The sequence below is a fragment of the Streptomyces sp. NBC_00286 genome (assembly GCF_036173125.1).
Taxonomy (GTDB): domain Bacteria; phylum Actinomycetota; class Actinomycetes; order Streptomycetales; family Streptomycetaceae; genus Streptomyces.
In genome coordinates this window covers 3,698,421-3,717,332 of record NZ_CP108054.1, presented here as the reverse complement: position 1 = coordinate 3,717,332, position 18,912 = coordinate 3,698,421, and the positions used below count along the sequence as shown (strand labels likewise).

Genomic DNA, 18,912 nt, shown 5'->3' with positions numbered 1-18,912 from the left:
CGCTCGCATGGTGGACTCGGGGATATGGCGACGGGCGGGCCCGGTAGGCTGATCGGCGGGCCGTGACTGGCGCGCTGGGATGGGACCGACCATCGGGGAGCGGCCCGTGACGAACAAGTGCCGTGCGCCTGGGCCGAACCGTGAACGCCACGTCCGGAGGTCCCTCATGTCCGACAAGTCTGCGCCCCTCTCCACCGAAACCACCGCCTTCCGCAGCGCCCTCGAAGTGATCCGCGCCGTCGAGCCTCGGGTCGCCGACGCCATCGGCCAGGAGGTCGCCGACCAGCGCGAGATGCTCAAGCTGATCGCCTCCGAGAACTACGCCTCCCCGGCCACCCTGCTGGCCATGGGCAACTGGTTCAGCGACAAGTACGCCGAGGGCACCATCGGCCGCCGCTTCTACGCCGGCTGCCGCAACGTCGACACCGTCGAAGCCCTCGCCGCCGAGCACGCCCGCGAACTCTTCGGCGCCCAGCACGCCTACGCCCAGCCGCACTCCGGCATCGACGCCAACCTCGTTGCCTTCTGGGCGGTCCTCGCCGACCGCGTGGAGGCCCCGGCGCTTGTGAAGGCCGGTGTCCGCAACGTCAACGACCTCTCCGAGGCCGACTGGGCCGAGCTCCGGCAGGCCTTCGGTAACCAGCGCATGCTCGGCATGTCCCTGGACGCCGGCGGCCACCTCACCCACGGCTTCCGCCCGAACATCTCCGGCAAGATGTTCGACCAGCGCTCCTATGGCACCGACCCCGCCACCGGCCTCATCGACTATGAGGCCCTGCGCACCTCCGCTCGTGAGTTCAAGCCCCTGATCATCGTGGCCGGCTATTCCGCCTACCCCCGTCTCGTGAACTTCCGCATCATGCGGGAGATCGCCGACGAGGTCGGCGCGACGCTGATGGTCGACATGGCGCACTTCGCGGGCCTCGTCGCCGGCAAGGTCCTCACCGGCGACTTCGATCCCGTGCCGCACGCCCAGATCGTCACGACCACCACCCATAAGTCGCTGCGTGGCCCGCGCGGCGGCATGGTCCTGTGCGACGACTCCCTCAAGGACCAGGTCGACCGCGGCTGCCCCATGGTGCTCGGCGGCCCTCTTCCTCATGTCATGGCCGCCAAGGCCGTCGCGCTCGCCGAGGCCCGCCGCCCCGAGTTCCGCGACTACGCCCAGGCCGTCGTCGACAACTCCCGTGCACTCGCCGAGGGCCTGATGCGCCGGGGCGCCACCCTCGTCACGGGCGGCACGGACAACCACCTCAACCTGATCGATGTCGCCACCTCGTACGGCCTCACCGGCCGCCAGGCCGAGACCGCCTTGCTCGACTCGGGCATCGTCACCAACCGCAATGCCATCCCTGCCGACCCCAACGGCGCTTGGTACACCTCTGGCATCCGCATCGGCACCCCCGCCCTCACCACGCGTGGCCTGGGCACCGCCGAGATGGACGAGGTCGCCGGCCTGATCGACCGGGTCCTCACGACCGCGGAGCCCGGCACGACCGCGAAGGGCACCCCCTCCAAGGCCCAGCATGTGCTCGACCCGAAGATCGCGGACGAGATCTCCCGCCGGGCCACGGACCTGGTGGCCGGCTTCCCGCTGTACCCGGAGATCGACCTGGGCTGACGCCAGGGAGGCGACTGCTCGTCTCACAAATCGATCAGTTCCTGTCGTGGTTCCCGCGGTGGCCCGGAGTCGTGCTGTGCACGGCGTATCAGGAGGCCGCCGCCGGAGCCCAGGGCCAGGCCCGCTGCCAGACCCGGTATCGCCCACCACCAGTCGGTTCCGTCGTCCGCCCCTGCGGCGGCCGTAGTCACCGGAGTCTTCCTGGCGGCGTCGGGCGGCACCGCGGCCGATGTGTCGTCCGACTCTTCCTGCGGCCCTGAATCCGGGTTTGACCCCTCCGGGTGTTTGCTCATGACGCCGAGGTCGGTGAGCAGGGACCGGAGCTCGTCGGGCCTCTCCGACTTGTGCCAGATCTCCCTCGGTGGCTGCGCCGCTTCAGGCCCTGCTGCGATCTGCGTGGAGATCCAGATGCTCCGGGAGCCGGTCACGTCAGGGTGCACCATGTCCACCCGCCAGGGACTGACGTCATGGATCATCCACGTGATGTTGATCCGGCCGCCTATGGAATTGGGGTCCGGCCGCTTCTCCTGCAACTTCTCGAGGTCGCCGCCCTCCTGGGGGAGCAGGTCCCTGAGGCGCATGTATTCCTCGTCGTTGTTGTACAGCGACGCCGTCTCCCCGCTGGCGGGCGATACGAGCAGCACACTCGTCGGCCCGCCCGCCACCGCGGTCGACGCCCCTGTCAGTACCAGAGCGACCCCCACCGTCAACGCCCCGGCTGCCGCCGTCAGTTCACGAACCCTGCGCATCGGTCCCCCGTCGATCCCGGATGCGGCCCGTCCGCACCCTGTCACTTCTGGTACACCGCTCGACCCGCCGAGGTTCCCACTCGGCCCGCACGACTTCCGACCACTTCACGACGCCTGCTCCATGGGCTCGCACCACACGGCCCCTGCTCCACGGCCTTGACTCACTGCCCTTAATCCACGGACTCCGCAACAGCCACCGCCCGCTCCCGCGACTCCACACCCTCGAGCCGCAGGGTCCGCTGCTCCGCCTGCTCCGCCCCGTGGTGCTGCCACAGCAGCGTCGGCCCCGCCGTGCGGACCGTTCTGGCGTACTCGTGGCCGCCGGCGTCGACCAGGGCGAGCTCGAGGCGGTGCGGCTCGGCGAACCACAGACTCGAGTCGCCGTTCACCGTGACCGGCTCGTACGGCACCGTCGTCGACTTCCAGAACAGCGGAGAGAGCGTCGCCCGGAACTGGTCGAGCCGTATCACCTCACCGTCCCCGGTGTCCCAGCACAGCGACAGGACCCGGCGGTCAGCCGACACCTGTGCCGCCGACGGGTGCCCCAACTCCCTTGGCAGCAACGGCTCGAACCCCGCTCTCCGGGCAGCTCCGGCCACGGTCAGGCCCTGCTCGCAGCCCGGCACCGGAGACGCAGAAGCGTGCGGCCCCGACGGCTCGTACCGCACCTCGACGCCGCCGAAGCCGAACCAGTCCACGACCGCCGCCCGCACCGGAGGCGTGAGCACGAGCACCGTCAGCAGTCCGCACAGCGCGGCGGTCAGCGAACGCCAGCGCTGCCGCGCCCATCGCCGAGCCGACCGGATTCGCGTAGCCGATCTCGATGGCTCGGCCACCGGGACCGGCACCTGCTCGGCCAGTATCTGCCCCAGCACCCGCTCGACCATCGACTCGGTCCCGCTCGCGCCCGGCGGATCCAGCGACCGTCCGAGCGCACGCAGTTCCTCGGGCAGCCGGTCCGCGTTCCGGCGCGCACGCCCCGGCTCGTCGGGGGCACGACCACCCGGGGACTCCGCGCCCCCGTGCTCGTACGACTCACTCATGCTCATCACCTCCTTCCCGGGGCTGGAAATCCGGCAGCAGTCGCTGCAGCTTGCGCAAGGCGCGATTGAGCCGGGACTTGACCGTCCCACGTGGCCAGCCCAGGGCCTGGGCAGTCTCCGGCTCGTCCATCTCCAGCAGATAGCGGTACGTGACGACCAGCCGGTGCTCCTCGCTCAGCCGGTCCAGGGCGGCCAGCAGCGCCGCCCGGCGCTCGACCTCCAGTGCCGCGACCGCCGGGTCCGCCGACTCCGGTATTACCGGCTCAGCCTCCGCCAGCGCGGCCTCACGCCCCACGACCGTGCGCTGGCGCACCGCCGTCCGCACTGTGTTCCTCGTCTCATTGGCGACGATCGAGAGCAGCCACGGTCTGAATGCCGCGCCGTCCCGAAAGCGCCCCAAGGTGCAGTACGCCTTGAAGAAGGCCTGCTGCACCACGTCCTCCGCGTCCGCACCCGCGCCCAGTGCCGCGGCCGCTCTGAGTGCGATGCCCGTATGGGCACGCACCAGCTCCGCATACGCCTCCGGCTCTCCGTCGCGTACACGTGCGATCACCGCGGCCTCATCGACGATGCGGCCCCCCTCCCGCGTCCTCACACTCTTGTTACACCGCCGGAGACGGATCGGTTCCCATCTGTTTCCGACCAGTTCCGGAGCGACTCCCGACACCTGCGAGAATGGGCGCCATGGCCTCTGACCGCCCGCCCGTCTCCCACCACCACCCTCAGGGGAATGGCTCCGCCATGCAGCGTCCTCTCCGCGTGCTTTCCGGAATTCAGCCCACCGCGGGCTCGTTCCACCTCGGCAATTACCTCGGCGCCGTCCGCCAGTGGGTGGCCCTGCAGGAGACCCACGACGCGTTCTACACGGTCGTCGACCTGCATGCGATCACTCTTCCGCAGGACCCCGCCGAGCTGCGCTCCAACACCCGGCTCGCCGCCGCCCAGCTGCTGGCCGCCGGGCTCGACCCGGAGCGGTGCACGCTCTTCGTCCAGAGCCATGTCCCCGAGCACGCCCAGCTCGCCTGGATCATGAACTGCCTCACCGGGTTCGGCGAGGCATCCCGTATGACCCAGTTCAAGGACAAGTCCTCCAGGCAGGGCGCAGACCGGGCCTCCGTGGGCCTGTTCACGTACCCGATCCTCCAGGTCGCGGACATCCTGCTGTACCAGGCCAACGAGGTGCCGGTCGGCGAGGACCAGAGGCAGCACATCGAGCTCACACGCGACCTCGCCGAGCGCTTCAACGGCCGCTTCGGGCAGACGTTCACGGTCCCGGCGCCGCACATCCTCAAGGAGACGGCGAAGATCTACGATCTCCAGGACCCGTCGATCAAGATGAGCAAGTCGGCGTCGACCCCGAAGGGCCTCATCAACCTCCTCGACGAGCCCAAGGCGACCGCCAAGAAGGTCAAGAGCGCGGTCACCGACACCGGCACGGAGATCCGCTACGACGCCGCGAACAAACCCGGCATCAGCAACCTGCTGAGCATCTACTCCACCCTCACCGGAGCCGGTATCGCGGAACTGGAGCAGAAGTACGTAGGCAAGGGCTACGGTGCGCTCAAGACGGACCTGGCCGAGGTCATGGTCGACTTCGTGACGCCGTTCCGGGAGCGTACGCAGCAGTATCTGGATGACCCGGAGACGCTCGACTCGATCCTGGCCAAGGGTGCGGAGAAGGCGCGTGCCGTCGCCGCGGAGACGCTCTCCCAGGCGTACGAGAAGGTGGGCTTCCTGCCCGCCAAGCACTGACCGAGGCACTGACACCCGGGATCGGGCCCGACGGCCGTACAGTCGTAAGCCGTACGGAAACAGGGAACACACACGACGAGTGGCCACCCCTGCCCGCCAGAAGCATCCTGAAGACCCGATAGACCAGGGCAAGCACCACCACAACGGCAAGCACAACAGCAAGCACAACAGCAAGCACAACGACAGGAGACGACGTGGGGACCGTAACGATCGGTGTGTCGATCGCGGTCCCGGAGCCACACGGCAGCCTGCTCCAGGAGCGGCGCGCGGGCTTCGGCGACGCCGCCGCTACCGGCATCCCCACCCATGTCACGCTGCTGCCGCCGACGGAGGTCGACGACTCGGCGCTGCCCGCGATCGAGGCGCATCTCGTCGAGGTCGCGGCCGCCGGGCGCCCCTTCCCGATGCGACTGAGCGGCACAGGAACCTTCCGCCCGCTGTCGCCCGTCGTGTACGTGCAGGTCGTTGAGGGGGCCGAGGCCTGTACGTGGCTGCAGAAGCAGGTCCGGGACGCTTCCGGCCCCGTGGCACGCGAACTGCAGTTCCCGTACCACCCGCATGTGACGGTCGCGCACGGCATCGACGACGAGGCCATGGACCGGGCGTACGAGGAGTTGTCCGAGTACGAGGCCCAGTGGCCGTGCACCGGTTTCGCGCTCTACGAGCAGGGTGCCGACGGGGTGTGGCGCAGGCTCCGTGACTTCGTGTTCGGGGGAGCGGTGGTGCCTCCGCAGGCGAGCGCGCCCACGCAGAACGACACCACCTTGCCCACACGCTGAGGCCGACCGCACGCGGCGACTACACCGGAAGTCGCCTGGCCACCGCCCTCGGCGCATGCCGCAGCGCCGACATCACCAGGCGCAGCGACCCCGGCACCCACACCGTCTCGGAGCGTCGACGCAGGCCCACCTCGATCGCGGTCGCCACCGCCTCCGGAGTCGTCGCGAGAGGGGTCTCCGGGAGGCCGGCCGTCATACGGGAGCGTACGAATCCGGGGCGTACGACCATGACGTGGACACCCGTGCCGTGCAGCGCGTCGCCCAGGCCCTGGGCGAAGGCGTCGAGGCCCGCCTTGCTGGAGCCGTAGATGAAGTTGGCGCGGCGGGCGCGTTCTCCGGCGACCGAGGAGAGCACCACCAAGGAGCCGTGCCCCTGGGCCTGGAGGGCCTTGGCGCAGATCAGGCCGGACGAGACCGCGCCGGTGTAGTTGGTCTGGGCGACGCGTACGGCCGCACCGGGCTCGTTCTCGTCGCGCGCCTGGTCGCCCAGGACGCCGAACGCGAGCAGCACCAGGTCGATGTCGCCCTCGCCGAAGACCGGGCCGAGCGCGGACTCGTGGGAGGCGGAGTCGAGCGCGTCGAAGGCGACGGTACGTACGTCGGCGCCGAGGTCGCGCAGCCCGGAAGCGGCCGACTCCAGGGCGGGTGAGGGGCGGCCCGCGAGCCACACTGTGCGGGTGCGGCGGGCGATCAGACGGCGCGCGGTGGCGAGCGCGATCTCGGATGTGCCGCCGAGGATGAGCAGGGACTGGGGGGCTCCGAAGGCGTCCTTCATGGAAATCGAGCTCCTGTAGAAGTGGGTTGGAAAACCGGACTCCGTGTACGGCTCACAGCCCGAGGCGCCGCGACAGATCCGACGTGAACACCCCGGCCGGGTCCAACTCCGCCCGCAGCGCCCGGAATTCATCGAGCCGTGGATACATCGCGGCGAACAGCTCGGGCCGCAGCCGTGCGTCCTTCGCGAGGTAGACGCGTCCGCCGGCCGCCGCGACCTCCTCGTCCAGCTCGTCCAGGAAGGCGCCGAGTCCCGGCAGGTGCGCGGGGAGGTCCAGGGCGAGCGTCCAGCCGGGCACCGGGAAGGACAGCCAGCCCGGATCGCCCTCCCCGAAGCGCTTCAGCACGGCGAGGAACGACGGGCAGCGGCGCCGCGAGATCCGGTGCACGATCCGCCGCAGGGCGCCCTCCTGGCCGTAGCCGACGACGAACTGGTACTGCACGAAACCGCTCTTCCCGTAGAGGCGGTTCCAGTGCGGCACACCGTCCAGGGGGTGGAAGAACGCGGAGATCCTCTGCAGTTCACCGGCACGCGCGCGTGGCGCCTTCCGGTACCAGAGTTCATTGAAGAGGCCGACCGTCGTGCGGCCGAGCAAGCCGTCGGGGACGAAGGACGGGGCGGCGGAGAAGCGAGCAGGGCGGAACGCGAGTGGGTCTCTACGCGCGCGTGCGGGCAGTGCGTCGACAGGAGCGTGGTCCCCGCGTGTCAGTACCGAGCGCCCCAGCGACGTACCGCGGCCGAGCAGATCGATCCAGGCGACCGAATAGCGGTAGCGGTGGTCGGTGGCCGTGAGGCGGGCCATCAAGTCGTCCAAGTCCTTGGCGCGTTCCGTGTCGACCGACATCAAGGAGGTCTCCACGGGCTGGAGCCGCACCGTCGCCGCGAGGACGACGCCCGTCAGGCCCATGCCGCCCGCGGTGGCGTCGAAGAGAGGGGTGCCGCGGCCCACCGTACGGATCTCGCCGTCGGCGGTGAGCAGTTCCAGGGCGCGCACATGGCGGGTGAACGACCCGGACACATGGTGGTTCTTGCCGTGGAGGTCGGCGCCGATCGCCCCGCCGACCGTCACATAACGGGTCCCGGGCGTCACCGGCACGAACCAGCCCAGCGGCAGCAGGACCTGCATCAGCCGGTGCAGACTGACTCCGGCGTCGCACAGGACCGTCCCGCCGTCCGCGTCGATCGCGTGGATCCGGTCAAGGCCCGTCATGTCGAACACGGCCCCGCCCGCGTTCTGCGCCGCGTCCCCGTACGCCCGTCCAAGCCCCCGTGCGATGCCCCCACGGGCCCCGCACGCCCGGACGGCCGCCGCGGCCTCCTCGTACGTACGAGGGCGGATCAGGCGGGCGGCCGTGGGGGCGGTGCGGCCCCACCCTGTGACGGGCACGGGGGCGACATCGGCGACGGAGGCGGATGCAGATGGGACGGCGGACGAGGCAGAGGCGACAGTGGACGTGGAATCGGCGGGCATACCGGTGACCGTATCGCCCATATATGGGCGCTTGGTCAGGAGACATCCGAAGGGTCAATACTCTCGCCGAAACGGGTGATTAATGGTATGTCGTCAAATATCGCCGGAGTTCTTGGATGCTCGCCGTGAACAGTGGATCGGCATGGACGACCTTGACCGACGGCTTCTCTCCGCCCTCCACGGCTGCGGTACGGACCCGCGCGTCGCGGCTGCTGCCCGCGCCCTGTCCCGGGCGGGAGAGCATGGTGCGCTATGGCTCGTGGCCGGGCTCCTGGGCGCGGCCGTGGACCGAGAGCGGCGTGGTGCCTGGCTGCGCGGCACGGCCCTGACCGCCGGTGCGCACCTGGTCGGCATGGGCGCGAAGCGCCTTGTGCGCCGACCGCGCCCCGGGCATGTCGAGCCCCTGGTCCGTACCGTCGGCCGGCACTCCTTCCCAAGCGTGCACGCCACCTCGGCAGCGGCGGCGGCCGTCGCCTACGGAGCACTGGGCGCGCGTCCGGTGCCGCCGCTGGCGGCCGCGATGTGCGTCTCGCGGCTGGTCGCCGGCGTCCACTTCCCCTCGGATGTGGCGGCCGGAGCGGTCCTCGGTGCGTTCACCGCCCGGCTCGGCTCCCGTTGGATGCTGACGCCCCGCCTCGCGCACAGCAGGAGGCGGCCATGACGGAAACGGCTCTCCTGGAGGGCGCGTCTCAGCCACAGCCGGGCCCGCAGAAAATCGGCCTCCTAAGGGGCCTGTTTTGGGCCGCCCGTCCCAGACAGTGGGTCAAAAACGTCCTTGTGGTCGCCGCTCCGGCCGCCGCCGGCGAACTCTTCTCGCGTCACGCGCTCACGCAAGTCGCGCTCTGCTTCGTGCTGTTCACCGCCTGCGCCGCCGCCGTGTACCTGATCAACGATGCAGAGGACGTCGACGCCGATCGCGCCCATCCGGTCAAGCGCCATCGTCCGGTCGCCGCCGGCCACGTGCCCGTACCGGTCGCGTACGCCGTCGGGGCCGCCCTCGCCGTCGTCGCCCCGGCCGCCGCCGCGTTCCTGTGCTCCCCGGTCACCTCGGCGCTGCTGATCGCCTACCTGGGCATGCAACTGGCGTACTGCGTCAGCCTCAAGCACGTCCTCGTCGTCGATCTTGTCGTGGTGACCACCGGGTTCCTGATGCGCGCGATGATCGGCGGGGTCGCGCTCGGCATCCCGCTGTCGCGCTGGTTTCTGATCACCACGGGCTTCGGAGCGCTGTTCGTGGTCGCCGCCAAGCGGTACTCCGAAGCCGTGCAGATGGCCGGAAAAGCGGGTGCCACGCGCGCGTTGCTCACCGAGTACACGACCGGCTACCTCCGATTCGTCTGGCAGCTCGCGGCCGGTGTCGCCGTTCTCGGCTATTGCCTGTGGGCCCTGGAGGAGGGTGGCCTGCCGCACACCGGTGTGCTGCCCTGGAGACAGCTCTCGGTGGTCGCCTTCGTTCTCGCCGTCCTCCGGTACGCCGTTTTCGCCGACCGTGGCACCGCGGGCGAGCCCGAGGAGGTCGTGCTGCGCGACAGCCCGCTCGCTCTGATCGGCGGGGCGTGGCTCGGGATGTACGCCCTGGAGGTGGCCGACTGGTGAGCGCAATTGGGGTACCCGGACATTGGGCATCGGCATAGGGGGCAGGTTCGGATCATGGACTGGCTGAAAAGGCTCCCCGGCGTCGGGCCGGTCGTCACGCGACTGATGGCCACGCACGCGTGGCGCTCGTACGAACGCCTGGACCGCGTGAAGTGGACACGGCTCGCCGCCGCGATGACGTTCATCAGCTTCGTCTCGCTCTTCCCGCTGATCACCGTCGCCGCCGCGGTGGCCGCCGCGACCCTCGACGAGAAGGGGCAGCGGGAGCTCGAGGACAAGATCGCCGAGCAGATCCCCGGGATCTCCGACCAGTTGGACATCGGCAGCCTGGTGAACAACGCCGGCACCGTCGGCGTCATCGCGGGCGCCCTGCTGCTGTTCATCGGCATCGGCTGGGTCGGCTCCATGCGCGAGTGCCTCAGGGCGGTGTGGGAGCTCCCAGAGCCCGATGAGAACCCCGTACTGCGCAAGGCCAAGGACGCCGGGGTCCTCGTCGGTCTCGGCGGCGCCGTGCTCGTCACGATCGTCACCTCCGCCGTCGCGGCGACGATGGTCGGCTGGACCGCCCGGCAACTCGGCATCGACGAGGCCGGCTGGGGCAGCGCGCTGCTGCAGGTCGCCGCGTTCGCCATCGCCGTCCTCGCCGACTTCCTGCTCCTGCTGTACGTCCTGACGCTGCTGCCCGGTGTCGAGCCGACCCGCCGTCGGCTGTTCACCGCCGCACTGATCGGCGCCGCCGGTTTCGAGCTGCTGAAGCTGCTGCTCAGCGGCTACATCAGTGGCGTCGCCTCGAAGAGCATGTACGGCGCCTTCGGGGTGCCCGTAGCACTGCTGCTGTGGATCAACTTCACCGCGAAACTGGTGCTCTTCTGCGCCGCCTGGACGGCGACGCGGAAGAACGAGTCCCTGGACGCTCCCGCAGACGGCTCCTCCGACGACGCCTCAGGCGACTCCTCCGGGGGCACCGAAGCGGCGGACGTCAGGGGCGCGGCCGGCGGCGCACCAGGTCGGGCAGCGGCCAGCGGCGGTTGACGAGGAACGCCCCGCCCGCGAGGAGTACGAGCACACCCCCGGTGATCCCCAGCGCGACACCGATGCCGCCCGACCCGGCTTCCTGAGCCGAGGCGGCGACGGGGCTGCCGTCACCGGAGCCGCCCGCCTCCCCGGATGCCTCCGCGTCCGGCTGCGCTCCCGTACCCGTGTCCGCGCTCCTCGGCGGCACCAGCTCACCCACCGGCTGCACCTTGTCCGCCGCCTGGAAACCCCAGTCCAGAAGGCGAGCGGTCTCCTTGTAGACCTCGTTGTTCTCCTCCTTCTGGGGGTTCATGACCGTGACGAGCAGCACTTTGCCGTCACGTTCGGCGACCCCGGTGAAGGTGGAGCCCGCGTTCGAGGTGTTGCCGTTCTTCACGCCCGCTATGCCCTTGTAGACGCCGAGGCCGCCCGCGCCCGTCAGCAGTCGGTTGGTGTTCTGGATCTCGAAGGACTTGCGGGTCGTCTTGCCCTTCTTGTCCTTCTTCGTCTCGCCGGGGAACTTGGCGCGCACGGTAGAGGCGTACTCCCGGAAGTCCTTCTTCTGCAGTCCCGAGCGGGCGATGAGGGTGAGGTCGTACGCCGATGACACCTGCCCCACCTCGTCGTAGCCGTCCGGGCTGACCACGTGTGTGTCGCGGGCCTGGAGCTCCTCGGCGTGCGCGTTCATGTCCTGGACCGTCTTGTCGACGCCCCCGTTCATCGCGGACAGGACGCGTACGGCGTCGTTGCCGGAGGCGAGGAAGACGCCGCGCCAGAGGTCCTGGACCGTGTATGTCTCGTCCTCCTTGATGCCGACCACGCTGGAGCCGGGACCGATGCCCGCCAGATCGGAGGGCACGACCTTGTGCTTCTCCTCACGCTGGCTGAACTTCGGCAGCAGCGTGTCTGCGAACAGCATCTTCAGGGTGCTCGCCGGGGCCAGCCGCCAGTGCGCGTTGTGCGCGGCCAGCACATCGCCGGACTCGGCGTCCGCGACGACCCAGGAGCGTGCGCTCAGGTCCTTCGGCAGCACCGGGGCGCCGGTGCCGAGGTTCACCTGGGTGCCCGCCTTGCCGAGTTGGGCGCCGCCCACGGTCGACATGTCCGCCGGGGGTGTGGCGCTCGGCGAGGCAGTGGCCTTCGGAGTCCCCTTCTGACTCGGTGTCGGCGTTCCGTCCGCGACGGCGGGCCCGGTGGCGATCGCGGTCGTGGTGAGCGACAAGGTCAACAAGGTGGCGGAAGTGACCAGCAAGGAGGACTTGGTGGTCTTTTTCATGGCGGACACGGACGAGAACGTACCTGTCCCCGGACGGGAAGTCGCACCGCCCTTTCCACTGCCGCCCTCACCACGGAGGTCCTCTCCACCGCGGCCCACTCCGCTGTGGGTCTCCTCACCCCGGACGCGGTCACCGCTCGACGGCAGCGATACTGAACGTATGAAGCTCAGCCGTCCCGTCTCCTGGTTCCTGCTCGCCTTCGGGGTGTGGAGCTGGGTCATCTGGATCACTTTCGTCAAGAACCTGGTGGCGGACGGGAGTGGGCTCGCCTTCGAAGACGGCGAGCCGACCGGGTACTTCTGGGTGCATCTGACGCTCGCCGTTATCTCCTTTGTCCTTGGGACGGTCGTCGGGTTCATCGGGTTGCGCGGAGTTCGCGCCATTCACCGCACGTCATAACGGGAGCTCCGCGTGGTCATCGTCTTTGTGCTCGTCATTCTGGTGGTGCTGGCCCTCTTCGGCGTCATGCACTGGTACATGTGGCGCCGTCTGGTGCGCGACACGACTACCGGGCCGGGGCTCGCCCGGCGCGCGGGCGCGGCCGTGTTCATCTCCGGTCCGCTGCTCTTCGTCGCGGCGATGACCGCCGAGCGGGGCGGGGCTCCGTTCTGGCTCCAACAGGTGCTGGGCTGGCCGGGGTTCCTGTGGCTTGCGATCGTGCTCTATCTCCTGCTCGCGTTGCTCGTGGGAGAGGCCGCACGGCCCCTCGTACGGCGGCTTGTCGAGCGGCGTTCAGCGCCCGAGACATCTGAGGCACCGGACGTGGTGGGCGAGCGCGAGCCGGTGGCGGTCGCCGCGCCCGATGCCGTGGTGGAGGCGGGCGCGGGGCAGCCCGGCTCCGGACCGACGGCGCCCGTTTCCGTTGGAGAGGGTGACGGCGAGGCTGAGGGCGCTTCTGACGGCGGTTCGGGTGCCGCGGGCACGCCCGATGCCACCACGTCCGGAGCGGCGGTCAGCGGGCCCTCCCGGCGTCTCTTCGTCTCCCGTGTGGTCGGTGGCGCCGCTGCCGCCGCCGCGTTGGGGACGGTCGGATACGGGACGTACGGCGTGCTGCGCGGGCCGAAGGTGAAGCGGGTGACCGTGCCGCTGGCCAAACTGCCGCGCAGCGCGCACGGGTTCCGGATCGCCGTGGTCAGTGACGTACACCTGGGGCCGGTGCTCGGGCCCGGGTTCTGCCAGCGGGTCGTCGACACCGTCAACTCGACGCAGCCCGACCTCATCGCGGTCGTGGGCGATCTCGTCGACGGCTCCGTGAAGGACCTCGGGCCCGCCGCCGCGCCGCTCGCCCAGCTGAAGGCGCGGCACGGCTCGTACTTCGTCACCGGCAATCACGAGTACTTCTCCGGTGTCGAGCAGTGGGTCGAGCACGTACGCGAACTGGGGATCACGCCGATGGAGAACGTGCGCACGGAGCTGCGCGGCTTCGACCTCGCCGGTGTCAACGACGTGTCGGGTGAGGACGAGGGGCAGGGGCCCGACTTCGAGAAGGCGCTCGGCGACCGCGACCGGGCACGCGCGTGCGTGCTGCTCGCCCATCAGCCGGTGCAGATCCACGACGCCGTGGACCACGGTGTGGACCTCCAGCTCTCCGGCCACTCACACGGCGGCCAGCTCTGGCCCGGCAACTTCGTCGCGGCACTCGCCAACCCGACCGTCGCGGGCCTGGAACGCTACGGCGACACGCAGTTGTACGTCTCCCGGGGCGCCGGCGCATGGGGGCCGCCGACACGGGTGGGCGCGCCGTCGGACATCACGGTCGTGGAACTGGCGTCCAGGCAGGCGTAAGCGCTCCGCTGGAAGCACGGTGGTGAACCTGCGGGCCCGGTGGGGGCTGGTCGCTCCCCCACTCTCGAACAGGCTCGAGCGGGGGGACCCCCATCGCGGCGGAGCCGCATATCGACACGGCCCCGCGCCCCTTACGGGGCGCTGTACTGCAGCGCATTTCCCCGAAACCCGTCAGCCACCCAATGAGCCATCGCCGCGTGTCCGGCCCGGCAGTGTCACCGTCACCGCCAGCCCCTTGCCCGGAGCCGTCCGTACCGCGACCTCGCCCCCGTGTGCGGTCACCACGCCCTGCACGATCGCCATGCCCAGGCCGCTGCCCGCGCCGCCGCCCGCCCGGAAGAACCGGTCGAAGATCCGCGCCGCGTCCTCCTCCGCCAGCCCCGGTCCCTCGTCCGCGACACGCAGTCGTACGGTCCCGTCCTGGCGTTCCAGAGCGAGGGTGGCCGGTATGTCGGCGGGCGTGTGCGTGCGTACGTTGCCGACGAGGTTGCCGAGGACCTGCCGCAGGCCTGACTCGTCGGCCTGGACGAGCAGGGCGCCGTCGGCGTCCACCTTCACCGGCCGGTCGGGCTGCTGGGCCCGCAAGTCCTCGGCGGCGTCGCGCACGAGACGGCTCAAGTCGACGTTCTTGAAGCGCAGTTCGGGCTGCTGGTCCAGGCGCGCCAGGGTGAGCAGCTCGTCGACGAGGCGGCCCATACGGTCGGCCTCGCCGTTCATCCGGTCCCAGGCCCGTTTGCGCTGCTCCGGATCGCGCAGCATCCCCTTGTCGTACAGCTGGAGATAGCCGCGGATCGCCGACAGCGGCGTACGCAGCTCGTGCGAGGCGTCCGCGACGAAACGGCGCAACTGGGCCGCACTGCGCTCGCGCGTGCGGTACGCGGACTCGACCTGGTGCAGCATCGAGTTGAGGGCGAGCCGCAACTGCTCGACCTCCTCGGTGGGATGCCGGCTGGAGGGCACCCGGCGGGTCAGATCCCCCTCGGCTATCGCCGACGAGGTCTCCACCATGTCCTCCAGGGGCCGCATCCGGCGCCGCACACTGAGCATCGTCAGCACGCAGAGCAGCGCGAGCAGCAGGGCGCCCACGAAGAAGTCGAGTGCGACCGCCTTGCGGATCACCTCGTGCACGGAGCCGGTCGACCTGGCCATCAGCACCGTGGTGCCGTCGGCGAGGGGCGCGGCGGTGACCCGGTAGGGGGTGTCGTCCAGTTTGAGGTCGTGCGCCTCCTCGTCGACGGTGAGGGCGGCCGGATCGTCCACCGCTGCGGCGAGCGCGCGCTGGATTTCGGTGGGCTGGAAGGGGCCGATGGGCGTGGGACGTCCTTGATCGTCCACCGCTACGAAGATGCCGTCCTGCACCCACGAGTCGGCGTCCGCGTCCTTGTCGGAGGGTGTGGGCGAGACCCGGGCGCGTACGGCGGCCAGGGCGCTCAGCGAGTCGACCTGTTTGAGCGTGAGTTTGGAGTCACCGATCGATTCGCGGGTCGCCATCAGTTGCGTATCGACGCTGTCCAGCAGGTAGGTCCGCATGGCCATCAGGCTCACTACGGTCGCCACGACGATGCCCAGTGCCAGCAACGCCACGTTCGCCAGCGTCAGCTGGCCGCGCAGCGAGTGGATGCCCCTGCCACAACGGCGCCGGATCGTCATGCGAGCCCATATCCCACGCCCCGGCGGGTCGTGATCACGGGAGCGCCGAGGACGTCGAGCTTGCGCCGCAGATAGCTGATGTACGTCTCCACGACGGTCGACTCGGCCGAGTGCTCGTACTGCCAGACGTGGCGCAGGAGTTGGTCCTTGGGTACGATCCGCCCCTCGTTGCGCACCAGGAAGCGCAGCAGTGCGTACTCGGTCGGGGTGAGCTCCACCGAGCGGCCCGCGCGGTGCACGGAGTACGTCGTCTCGTCCAGCTCCAGGTCGCCGTAGCACAGCGGCGGGCGCTGGGGCAGGACGTCGGCGGGGCGGGTGCGGCGCAGGACCGCGGTGATCCGGGCGACGACCTCGTCGATGTTGAACGGCTTGGTGATGTAGTCGTCGCCGAAGCCGAGCGCGCCGACGATCTCCGCGGGCGCGTCCCGCGCCGTCAGGAACACCAGCGCCAGTTCGGGCTGGCGCTCTCGCAGTTCGCGGCCCAGCGCCCGGCCGTCGCCGTCCGGCAGCATCACATCGAGGAGTGCGGCGTCGGGGCGCGTGCGCTCCGCGAGGCTGAGGGCCTGGCGGACGGTGCCCGCCGTCATCACCTCGAAGCGGTGGTAGCGCAGGGCGATGGCCAGGACGTCGGCGATGCTCGGCTCGTCCTCGACGACCAGGACGGTCGCTCCGTCGTACGCGCTCATGTCCCCGGTCTCCCCCTCGTGCCCCATGTGAGCCGTCATGTCCCCCAGTATCGGCCGGGGCACTGACATCGGGGCCGTCGCGCACTTTGGAGTTCCTTGAGAGTCATGGCCCTGCCGTGTCCACGCCCGCGTCCCGCCGTCGATGCTGAGCCGCAGGACCTGGGGGACCAACCGACCGACGACTAAGGAGCGTTGAGGCGTGGCGACATTGGCTCGGTGGTGCTATCGGCACCGGCTGGTGGTCCTGTTGCTGTGGGTGGGGGCCTTGTTCGGCGTGGGCTTCGCGGGTTCCGCCGCGGGCACGGACTACGCGAACAGCTTCTCCCTCCCGAACACGGACTCCACACGCGCGTACGACCTGATGGAGAAGGCCTTCCCGCAGAGTTCGGGCGACACCGACACGGTGGTGTGGAAGGTCGATGACGGGACGGTACGGGACGAGTCCGTACGCTCCCGGATCGAGCCCGCGCTCGAGGAGATCGGGCGCATGGAGGGCGTCGGCGAGGTCAGCAGCCCGTACGCCGCCCAGGGCGCCGCACAGATCAGTGAGAACGGGCGCATCGCCTACGCCCAGGTGACCTTCACCGAGCAGGCGAACAGCGTGCCCAAGGAACTCGTCGAGGACGTCGTCGACACGGCGCAGAACGCCGAACGCGCCGGTCTCCAGGTGGAGCTGGGCGGTCAGGCGATCACCCGCGTCCAGGAGCCGCCCACCGGCATCGCCGAGCTGGTCGGCATCGTGGCCGCGGCCGTGGTCCTCTTCGTCGCCTTCGGCTCGTTCTTCTCGATGCTGCTGCCGCTCGTCGTCGCGATCGCGGCGCTCGGCACCGGGCTGATGGCGACCTCGCTGCTCAGCCATGTCACCGACGTACCCGAAGTCGCGCCGCTGCTCGGCTCGTTGATCGGCCTCGGCGTCGGCATCGACTACGCGCTGTTCATCGTGACGCGGCACCGGAAGGGCATCCTGCGCGGGATGAAACCCGAGGAGGCGGCCGTCACGGCCCTCAACACCTCGGGCCGGGCGGTGCTGTTCGCGGGCGGCACGGTGTGCATCGCGCTGGCCGGAATGCTGGTGATGAACATGCGCTTCCTGGACGGCGTGGTCATCGCGACCTCGCTGACGGTCGTCCTGAGCGTCCTGGCCGCGACGACCCTGCTGCCCGCGCTCCTGGGACTGCTCGGTATGCGTGTCCTCAGCCGCAGGCAGCGGCGCCGGCTCGCCGCCGCGGGACCGGAGTCCGAGGAGGCCAGCGGCCTCGCCGCACGCTGGTCCGCGTTCGTCGAGCGGCGCCCGCGCGCGGTCGCCGTCACGGCACTGGTCGCGATGGTGATCCTCGCGCTGCCCGTCCTGTCGCTTCGGCTCGGCGCCACCGACCAGGGCAACCACCAGGAGTCGACGACCACACGACAGGCGTACGACCTGCTCGCCGAGGGCTTCGGGCCCGGCTTCAACGGCCCGCTCCAGGTGGTCGCGGAACGCGGCGACACGGACGCGCTCGTCACGGCGATCCGCGAGACGGAGGGTGTCGCGCAGGTCGCCGCCGCGCCGCCCGCCCAGGGCATCACGGTGATCCAGGTCGTGCCGACCACGTCACCGCAGTCCGAGCAGACGGACCAGCTGATCGACCGGCTGCGGGAAGATGCGATCCCGGAGTCCGGGACCGAGGCCCATGTGGGCGGAGTGACCGCCATCTTCAAGGACTTCGCGTCGGTGACCGGCGAGCGGCTGCCGTACTTCATCGCGGCGATCATCACGCTCGGTTTCCTGCTCCTCCTTGTGGCCTTCCGCTCTCTGGTGGTGCCGCTGACGGCCGCCCTGATGAACCTGATCGCGGCGGCAGCGTCCTTCGGTGTGCTGGTGGCGATCTTCCAGTGGGGCTGGGGTACCGAACTCCTCGGCGTCGGCAAGGAGGGGCCGATCACCGCCTTCCTGCCGGTCATCATGCTGTCGCTGCTCTTCGGGTTGTCGATGGACTACCAGGTGTTCCTGGTGAGCCGTATGCACGAGGAGTGGGTGCACACCAAGGACAACGCGCGGGCGGTCCGGGTCGGCCTCGCCGAGACCAGCCGGGTCATCAACTGCGCCGCCCTGATCATGATCTGCGTCTTCTCGGCCTTCGTGCTCAGCGGTGACATGGAGGGCGCGATGGCGGGCATCGGGCTGGCCGCGGCGGTCGCGCTCGACGCGTTCATCCTGCGTACGGCACTGGTGCCGGCCGCGATGCACCTCCTGGGGAACTCCAACTGGTGGCTGCCGGACTGGCTGGAGAAGCGGCTGCCGCACCTTGCGGTGGAGCCGCGGGAGGAGGCAGTCGAGGTCGGCGGGGCCACTGGGGCTGTCGAAAACGTGCCCCACGCGCGCGTGCCCGACGACGAGGCGCACTCCACCGTGGTCCACGGCTTCGTGCGCGGCGCTGACGGGGAGCCGGTCGAGGGCGCCGTACTGACCCTGCACTCCCAGGGTGGTGGCCTCCGGCTGGACCGGGTGACGTCCCTGGCCGACGGCTCGTACATCGTCTCGGTGCCCGGGCCGGGTTCGTACCTCCTGTCGGCCATGGCTGCCGGGCATGCCGCGCTGGCCCGCCATGTGACGGTGGGAGACGGTGCGCTGGTGTACGACGTGGAGCTGGCGGAGGACGAGGTGGACGCGGTGAACTGACCGCTACTGACCGCTGGTCGCCCGTTCATGTGCTCGGCGAGGAGGCCCAAGACCC

Annotated in this window: 17 protein-coding genes and 1 riboswitch; of the genes, 9 read left to right on the top strand and 8 right to left on the bottom strand. The window is 70.1% G+C overall.

Going from position 1 to position 18,912, the window contains the following annotated elements:
- The first annotated feature begins 52 nt into the window (after positions 1-52).
- Positions 53-141, top strand: a riboswitch (ZMP/ZTP riboswitch).
- Positions 142-166: 25 nt separating this feature from the next.
- A complete protein-coding gene (locus tag OHT21_RS16835; RefSeq protein ID WP_328769133.1) occupies positions 167-1,621 on the top strand; it encodes a glycine hydroxymethyltransferase in 1,455 nt (484 codons plus the stop codon).
- A 23-nt stretch (positions 1,622-1,644) separates the two neighbouring features.
- Here the strand turns inward: OHT21_RS16835 and OHT21_RS16830 are convergent, their stop codons facing one another.
- From OHT21_RS16830 to OHT21_RS16820, 3 genes are all read right to left on the bottom strand, one after another.
- The gene (locus OHT21_RS16830; RefSeq protein WP_328769132.1) at positions 1,645-2,370 is read right to left on the bottom strand and encodes a hypothetical protein; all 726 of its coding nucleotides are present in this window, start codon (positions 2,368-2,370) and stop codon (positions 1,645-1,647) included.
- A 170-nt stretch (positions 2,371-2,540) separates the two neighbouring features.
- On the bottom strand, positions 2,541-3,413 hold the full coding sequence (locus tag OHT21_RS16825) for a hypothetical protein (RefSeq protein WP_328769131.1): 873 nt from the start codon (positions 3,411-3,413) through the stop codon (positions 2,541-2,543).
- Positions 3,406-4,008 carry an RNA polymerase sigma factor gene (locus OHT21_RS16820; protein WP_443050382.1) on the bottom strand — a complete coding sequence of 201 codons (603 nt, stop codon included), beginning with the start codon at positions 4,006-4,008 and terminating at the stop codon, positions 3,406-3,408. Before OHT21_RS16820 ends, OHT21_RS16825 begins: the two co-directional genes overlap by 8 nt.
- 146 nt (positions 4,009-4,154) lie before the next feature.
- On the opposite strand from OHT21_RS16820, the gene trpS reads away from it, so the two are divergent.
- Positions 4,155-5,165: a tryptophan--tRNA ligase gene (trpS, locus tag OHT21_RS16815; RefSeq protein WP_328769129.1), complete on the top strand. Its 1,011-nt coding sequence runs from the start codon at positions 4,155-4,157 to the stop codon at positions 5,163-5,165.
- A 194-nt stretch (positions 5,166-5,359) separates the two neighbouring features.
- Entirely contained in the window at positions 5,360-5,944 is a 585-nt protein-coding gene (locus tag OHT21_RS16810; RefSeq protein WP_328769127.1) for a 2'-5' RNA ligase family protein, read from the top strand.
- Between the two features lie 19 nt (positions 5,945-5,963).
- Here OHT21_RS16810 and OHT21_RS16805 read toward each other — a convergent pair whose 3' ends face one another.
- Together OHT21_RS16805 and OHT21_RS16800 are read right to left on the bottom strand one after the other, a co-directional pair.
- On the bottom strand, positions 5,964-6,719 hold the full coding sequence (locus tag OHT21_RS16805; RefSeq protein ID WP_328769126.1) for a decaprenylphospho-beta-D-erythro-pentofuranosid-2-ulose 2-reductase: 756 nt from the start codon (positions 6,717-6,719) through the stop codon (positions 5,964-5,966).
- Positions 6,720-6,771: 52 nt separating this feature from the next.
- On the bottom strand, positions 6,772-8,190 hold the full coding sequence (locus tag OHT21_RS16800; RefSeq protein WP_443050381.1) for an FAD-binding protein: 1,419 nt from the start codon (positions 8,188-8,190) through the stop codon (positions 6,772-6,774).
- Between the two features lie 142 nt (positions 8,191-8,332).
- On the opposite strand from OHT21_RS16800, the gene OHT21_RS16795 reads away from it, so the two are divergent.
- The 3 genes from OHT21_RS16795 to OHT21_RS16785 are packed head-to-tail and all read left to right on the top strand — an operon-like array spanning position 8,333 to position 10,818.
- Positions 8,333-8,851 carry a phosphatase PAP2 family protein gene (locus OHT21_RS16795; RefSeq protein ID WP_328769124.1) on the top strand — a complete coding sequence of 173 codons (519 nt, stop codon included), beginning with the start codon at positions 8,333-8,335 and terminating at the stop codon, positions 8,849-8,851.
- A complete protein-coding gene (locus OHT21_RS16790; protein ID WP_328769123.1) occupies positions 8,848-9,786 on the top strand; it encodes a decaprenyl-phosphate phosphoribosyltransferase in 939 nt (312 codons plus the stop codon). The genes OHT21_RS16795 and OHT21_RS16790 overlap by 4 nt, the downstream gene beginning before the upstream one ends.
- Positions 9,787-9,840: 54 nt before the next feature.
- Positions 9,841-10,818 (top strand): YihY/virulence factor BrkB family protein, encoded by a 978-nt coding sequence (locus OHT21_RS16785; RefSeq protein WP_328769122.1) that lies wholly within the window; start codon positions 9,841-9,843, stop codon positions 10,816-10,818.
- On the opposite strand, the gene OHT21_RS16780 is transcribed toward OHT21_RS16785, so the two are convergent.
- Positions 10,766-12,085 (bottom strand): D-alanyl-D-alanine carboxypeptidase family protein, encoded by a 1,320-nt coding sequence (locus OHT21_RS16780; RefSeq protein WP_328769121.1) that lies wholly within the window; start codon positions 12,083-12,085, stop codon positions 10,766-10,768. The genes OHT21_RS16785 and OHT21_RS16780 overlap by 53 nt on opposite strands.
- A gap of 151 nt (positions 12,086-12,236) precedes the next feature.
- On the opposite strand from OHT21_RS16780, the gene OHT21_RS16775 reads away from it, so the two are divergent.
- Both OHT21_RS16775 and OHT21_RS16770 read left to right on the top strand, forming a co-directional pair.
- Positions 12,237-12,476, top strand: a complete 240-nt coding sequence (locus OHT21_RS16775) for an SCO4848 family membrane protein (RefSeq protein WP_235990082.1) — start codon at positions 12,237-12,239, stop codon at positions 12,474-12,476.
- A 12-nt stretch (positions 12,477-12,488) separates the two neighbouring features.
- Positions 12,489-13,862: a metallophosphoesterase gene (locus tag OHT21_RS16770; RefSeq protein WP_328769119.1), complete on the top strand. Its 1,374-nt coding sequence runs from the start codon at positions 12,489-12,491 to the stop codon at positions 13,860-13,862.
- Positions 13,863-14,033: 171 nt separating this feature from the next.
- Here the strand turns inward: OHT21_RS16770 and OHT21_RS16765 are convergent, their stop codons facing one another.
- The gene (locus tag OHT21_RS16765; protein WP_328769118.1) at positions 14,034-15,512 is read right to left on the bottom strand and encodes a sensor histidine kinase; all 1,479 of its coding nucleotides are present in this window, start codon (positions 15,510-15,512) and stop codon (positions 14,034-14,036) included.
- Positions 15,509-16,198 carry a response regulator transcription factor gene (locus OHT21_RS16760; protein WP_328774116.1) on the bottom strand — a complete coding sequence of 230 codons (690 nt, stop codon included), beginning with the start codon at positions 16,196-16,198 and terminating at the stop codon, positions 15,509-15,511. The genes OHT21_RS16765 and OHT21_RS16760 overlap by 4 nt, the downstream gene beginning before the upstream one ends.
- Before the next feature lie 208 nt (positions 16,199-16,406).
- Between OHT21_RS16760 and OHT21_RS16755 the strand changes: the two genes are divergently transcribed.
- The gene (locus tag OHT21_RS16755; RefSeq protein ID WP_328774115.1) at positions 16,407-18,857 is read left to right on the top strand and encodes an MMPL family transporter; all 2,451 of its coding nucleotides are present in this window, start codon (positions 16,407-16,409) and stop codon (positions 18,855-18,857) included.
- The last annotated feature ends 55 nt before the right edge of the window (positions 18,858-18,912 follow it).

Bases quoted from the DNA above. Each gene is read 5' to 3' on its own strand.
- OHT21_RS16805 (WP_328769126.1), bottom strand. From the start codon at position 6,719: ATGAAGGACGCCTTCGGAGCCCCCCAGTCCCTGCTCATCCTCGGCGGC.
- OHT21_RS16790 (WP_328769123.1), top strand. From the start codon at position 8,848: ATGACGGAAACGGCTCTCCTGGAGGGCGCGTCTCAGCCACAGCCGGGC.
- trpS (WP_328769129.1), top strand. From the start codon at position 4,155: ATGCAGCGTCCTCTCCGCGTGCTTTCCGGAATTCAGCCCACCGCGGGC.
- OHT21_RS16830 (WP_328769132.1), bottom strand. From the start codon at position 2,370: ATGCGCAGGGTTCGTGAACTGACGGCGGCAGCCGGGGCGTTGACGGTG.
- OHT21_RS16835 (WP_328769133.1), top strand. From the start codon at position 167: ATGTCCGACAAGTCTGCGCCCCTCTCCACCGAAACCACCGCCTTCCGC.
- OHT21_RS16760 (WP_328774116.1), bottom strand. From the start codon at position 16,198: ATGAGCGCGTACGACGGAGCGACCGTCCTGGTCGTCGAGGACGAGCCG.
- OHT21_RS16825 (WP_328769131.1), bottom strand. From the start codon at position 3,413: ATGAGTGAGTCGTACGAGCACGGGGGCGCGGAGTCCCCGGGTGGTCGT.
- OHT21_RS16775 (WP_235990082.1), top strand. From the start codon at position 12,237: ATGAAGCTCAGCCGTCCCGTCTCCTGGTTCCTGCTCGCCTTCGGGGTG.
- OHT21_RS16785 (WP_328769122.1), top strand. From the start codon at position 9,841: ATGGACTGGCTGAAAAGGCTCCCCGGCGTCGGGCCGGTCGTCACGCGA.
- OHT21_RS16795 (WP_328769124.1), top strand. From the start codon at position 8,333: ATGGACGACCTTGACCGACGGCTTCTCTCCGCCCTCCACGGCTGCGGT.
- OHT21_RS16765 (WP_328769118.1), bottom strand. From the start codon at position 15,512: ATGACGATCCGGCGCCGTTGTGGCAGGGGCATCCACTCGCTGCGCGGC.
- OHT21_RS16800 (WP_443050381.1), bottom strand. From the start codon at position 8,190: ATGCCCGCCGATTCCACGTCCACTGTCGCCTCTGCCTCGTCCGCCGTC.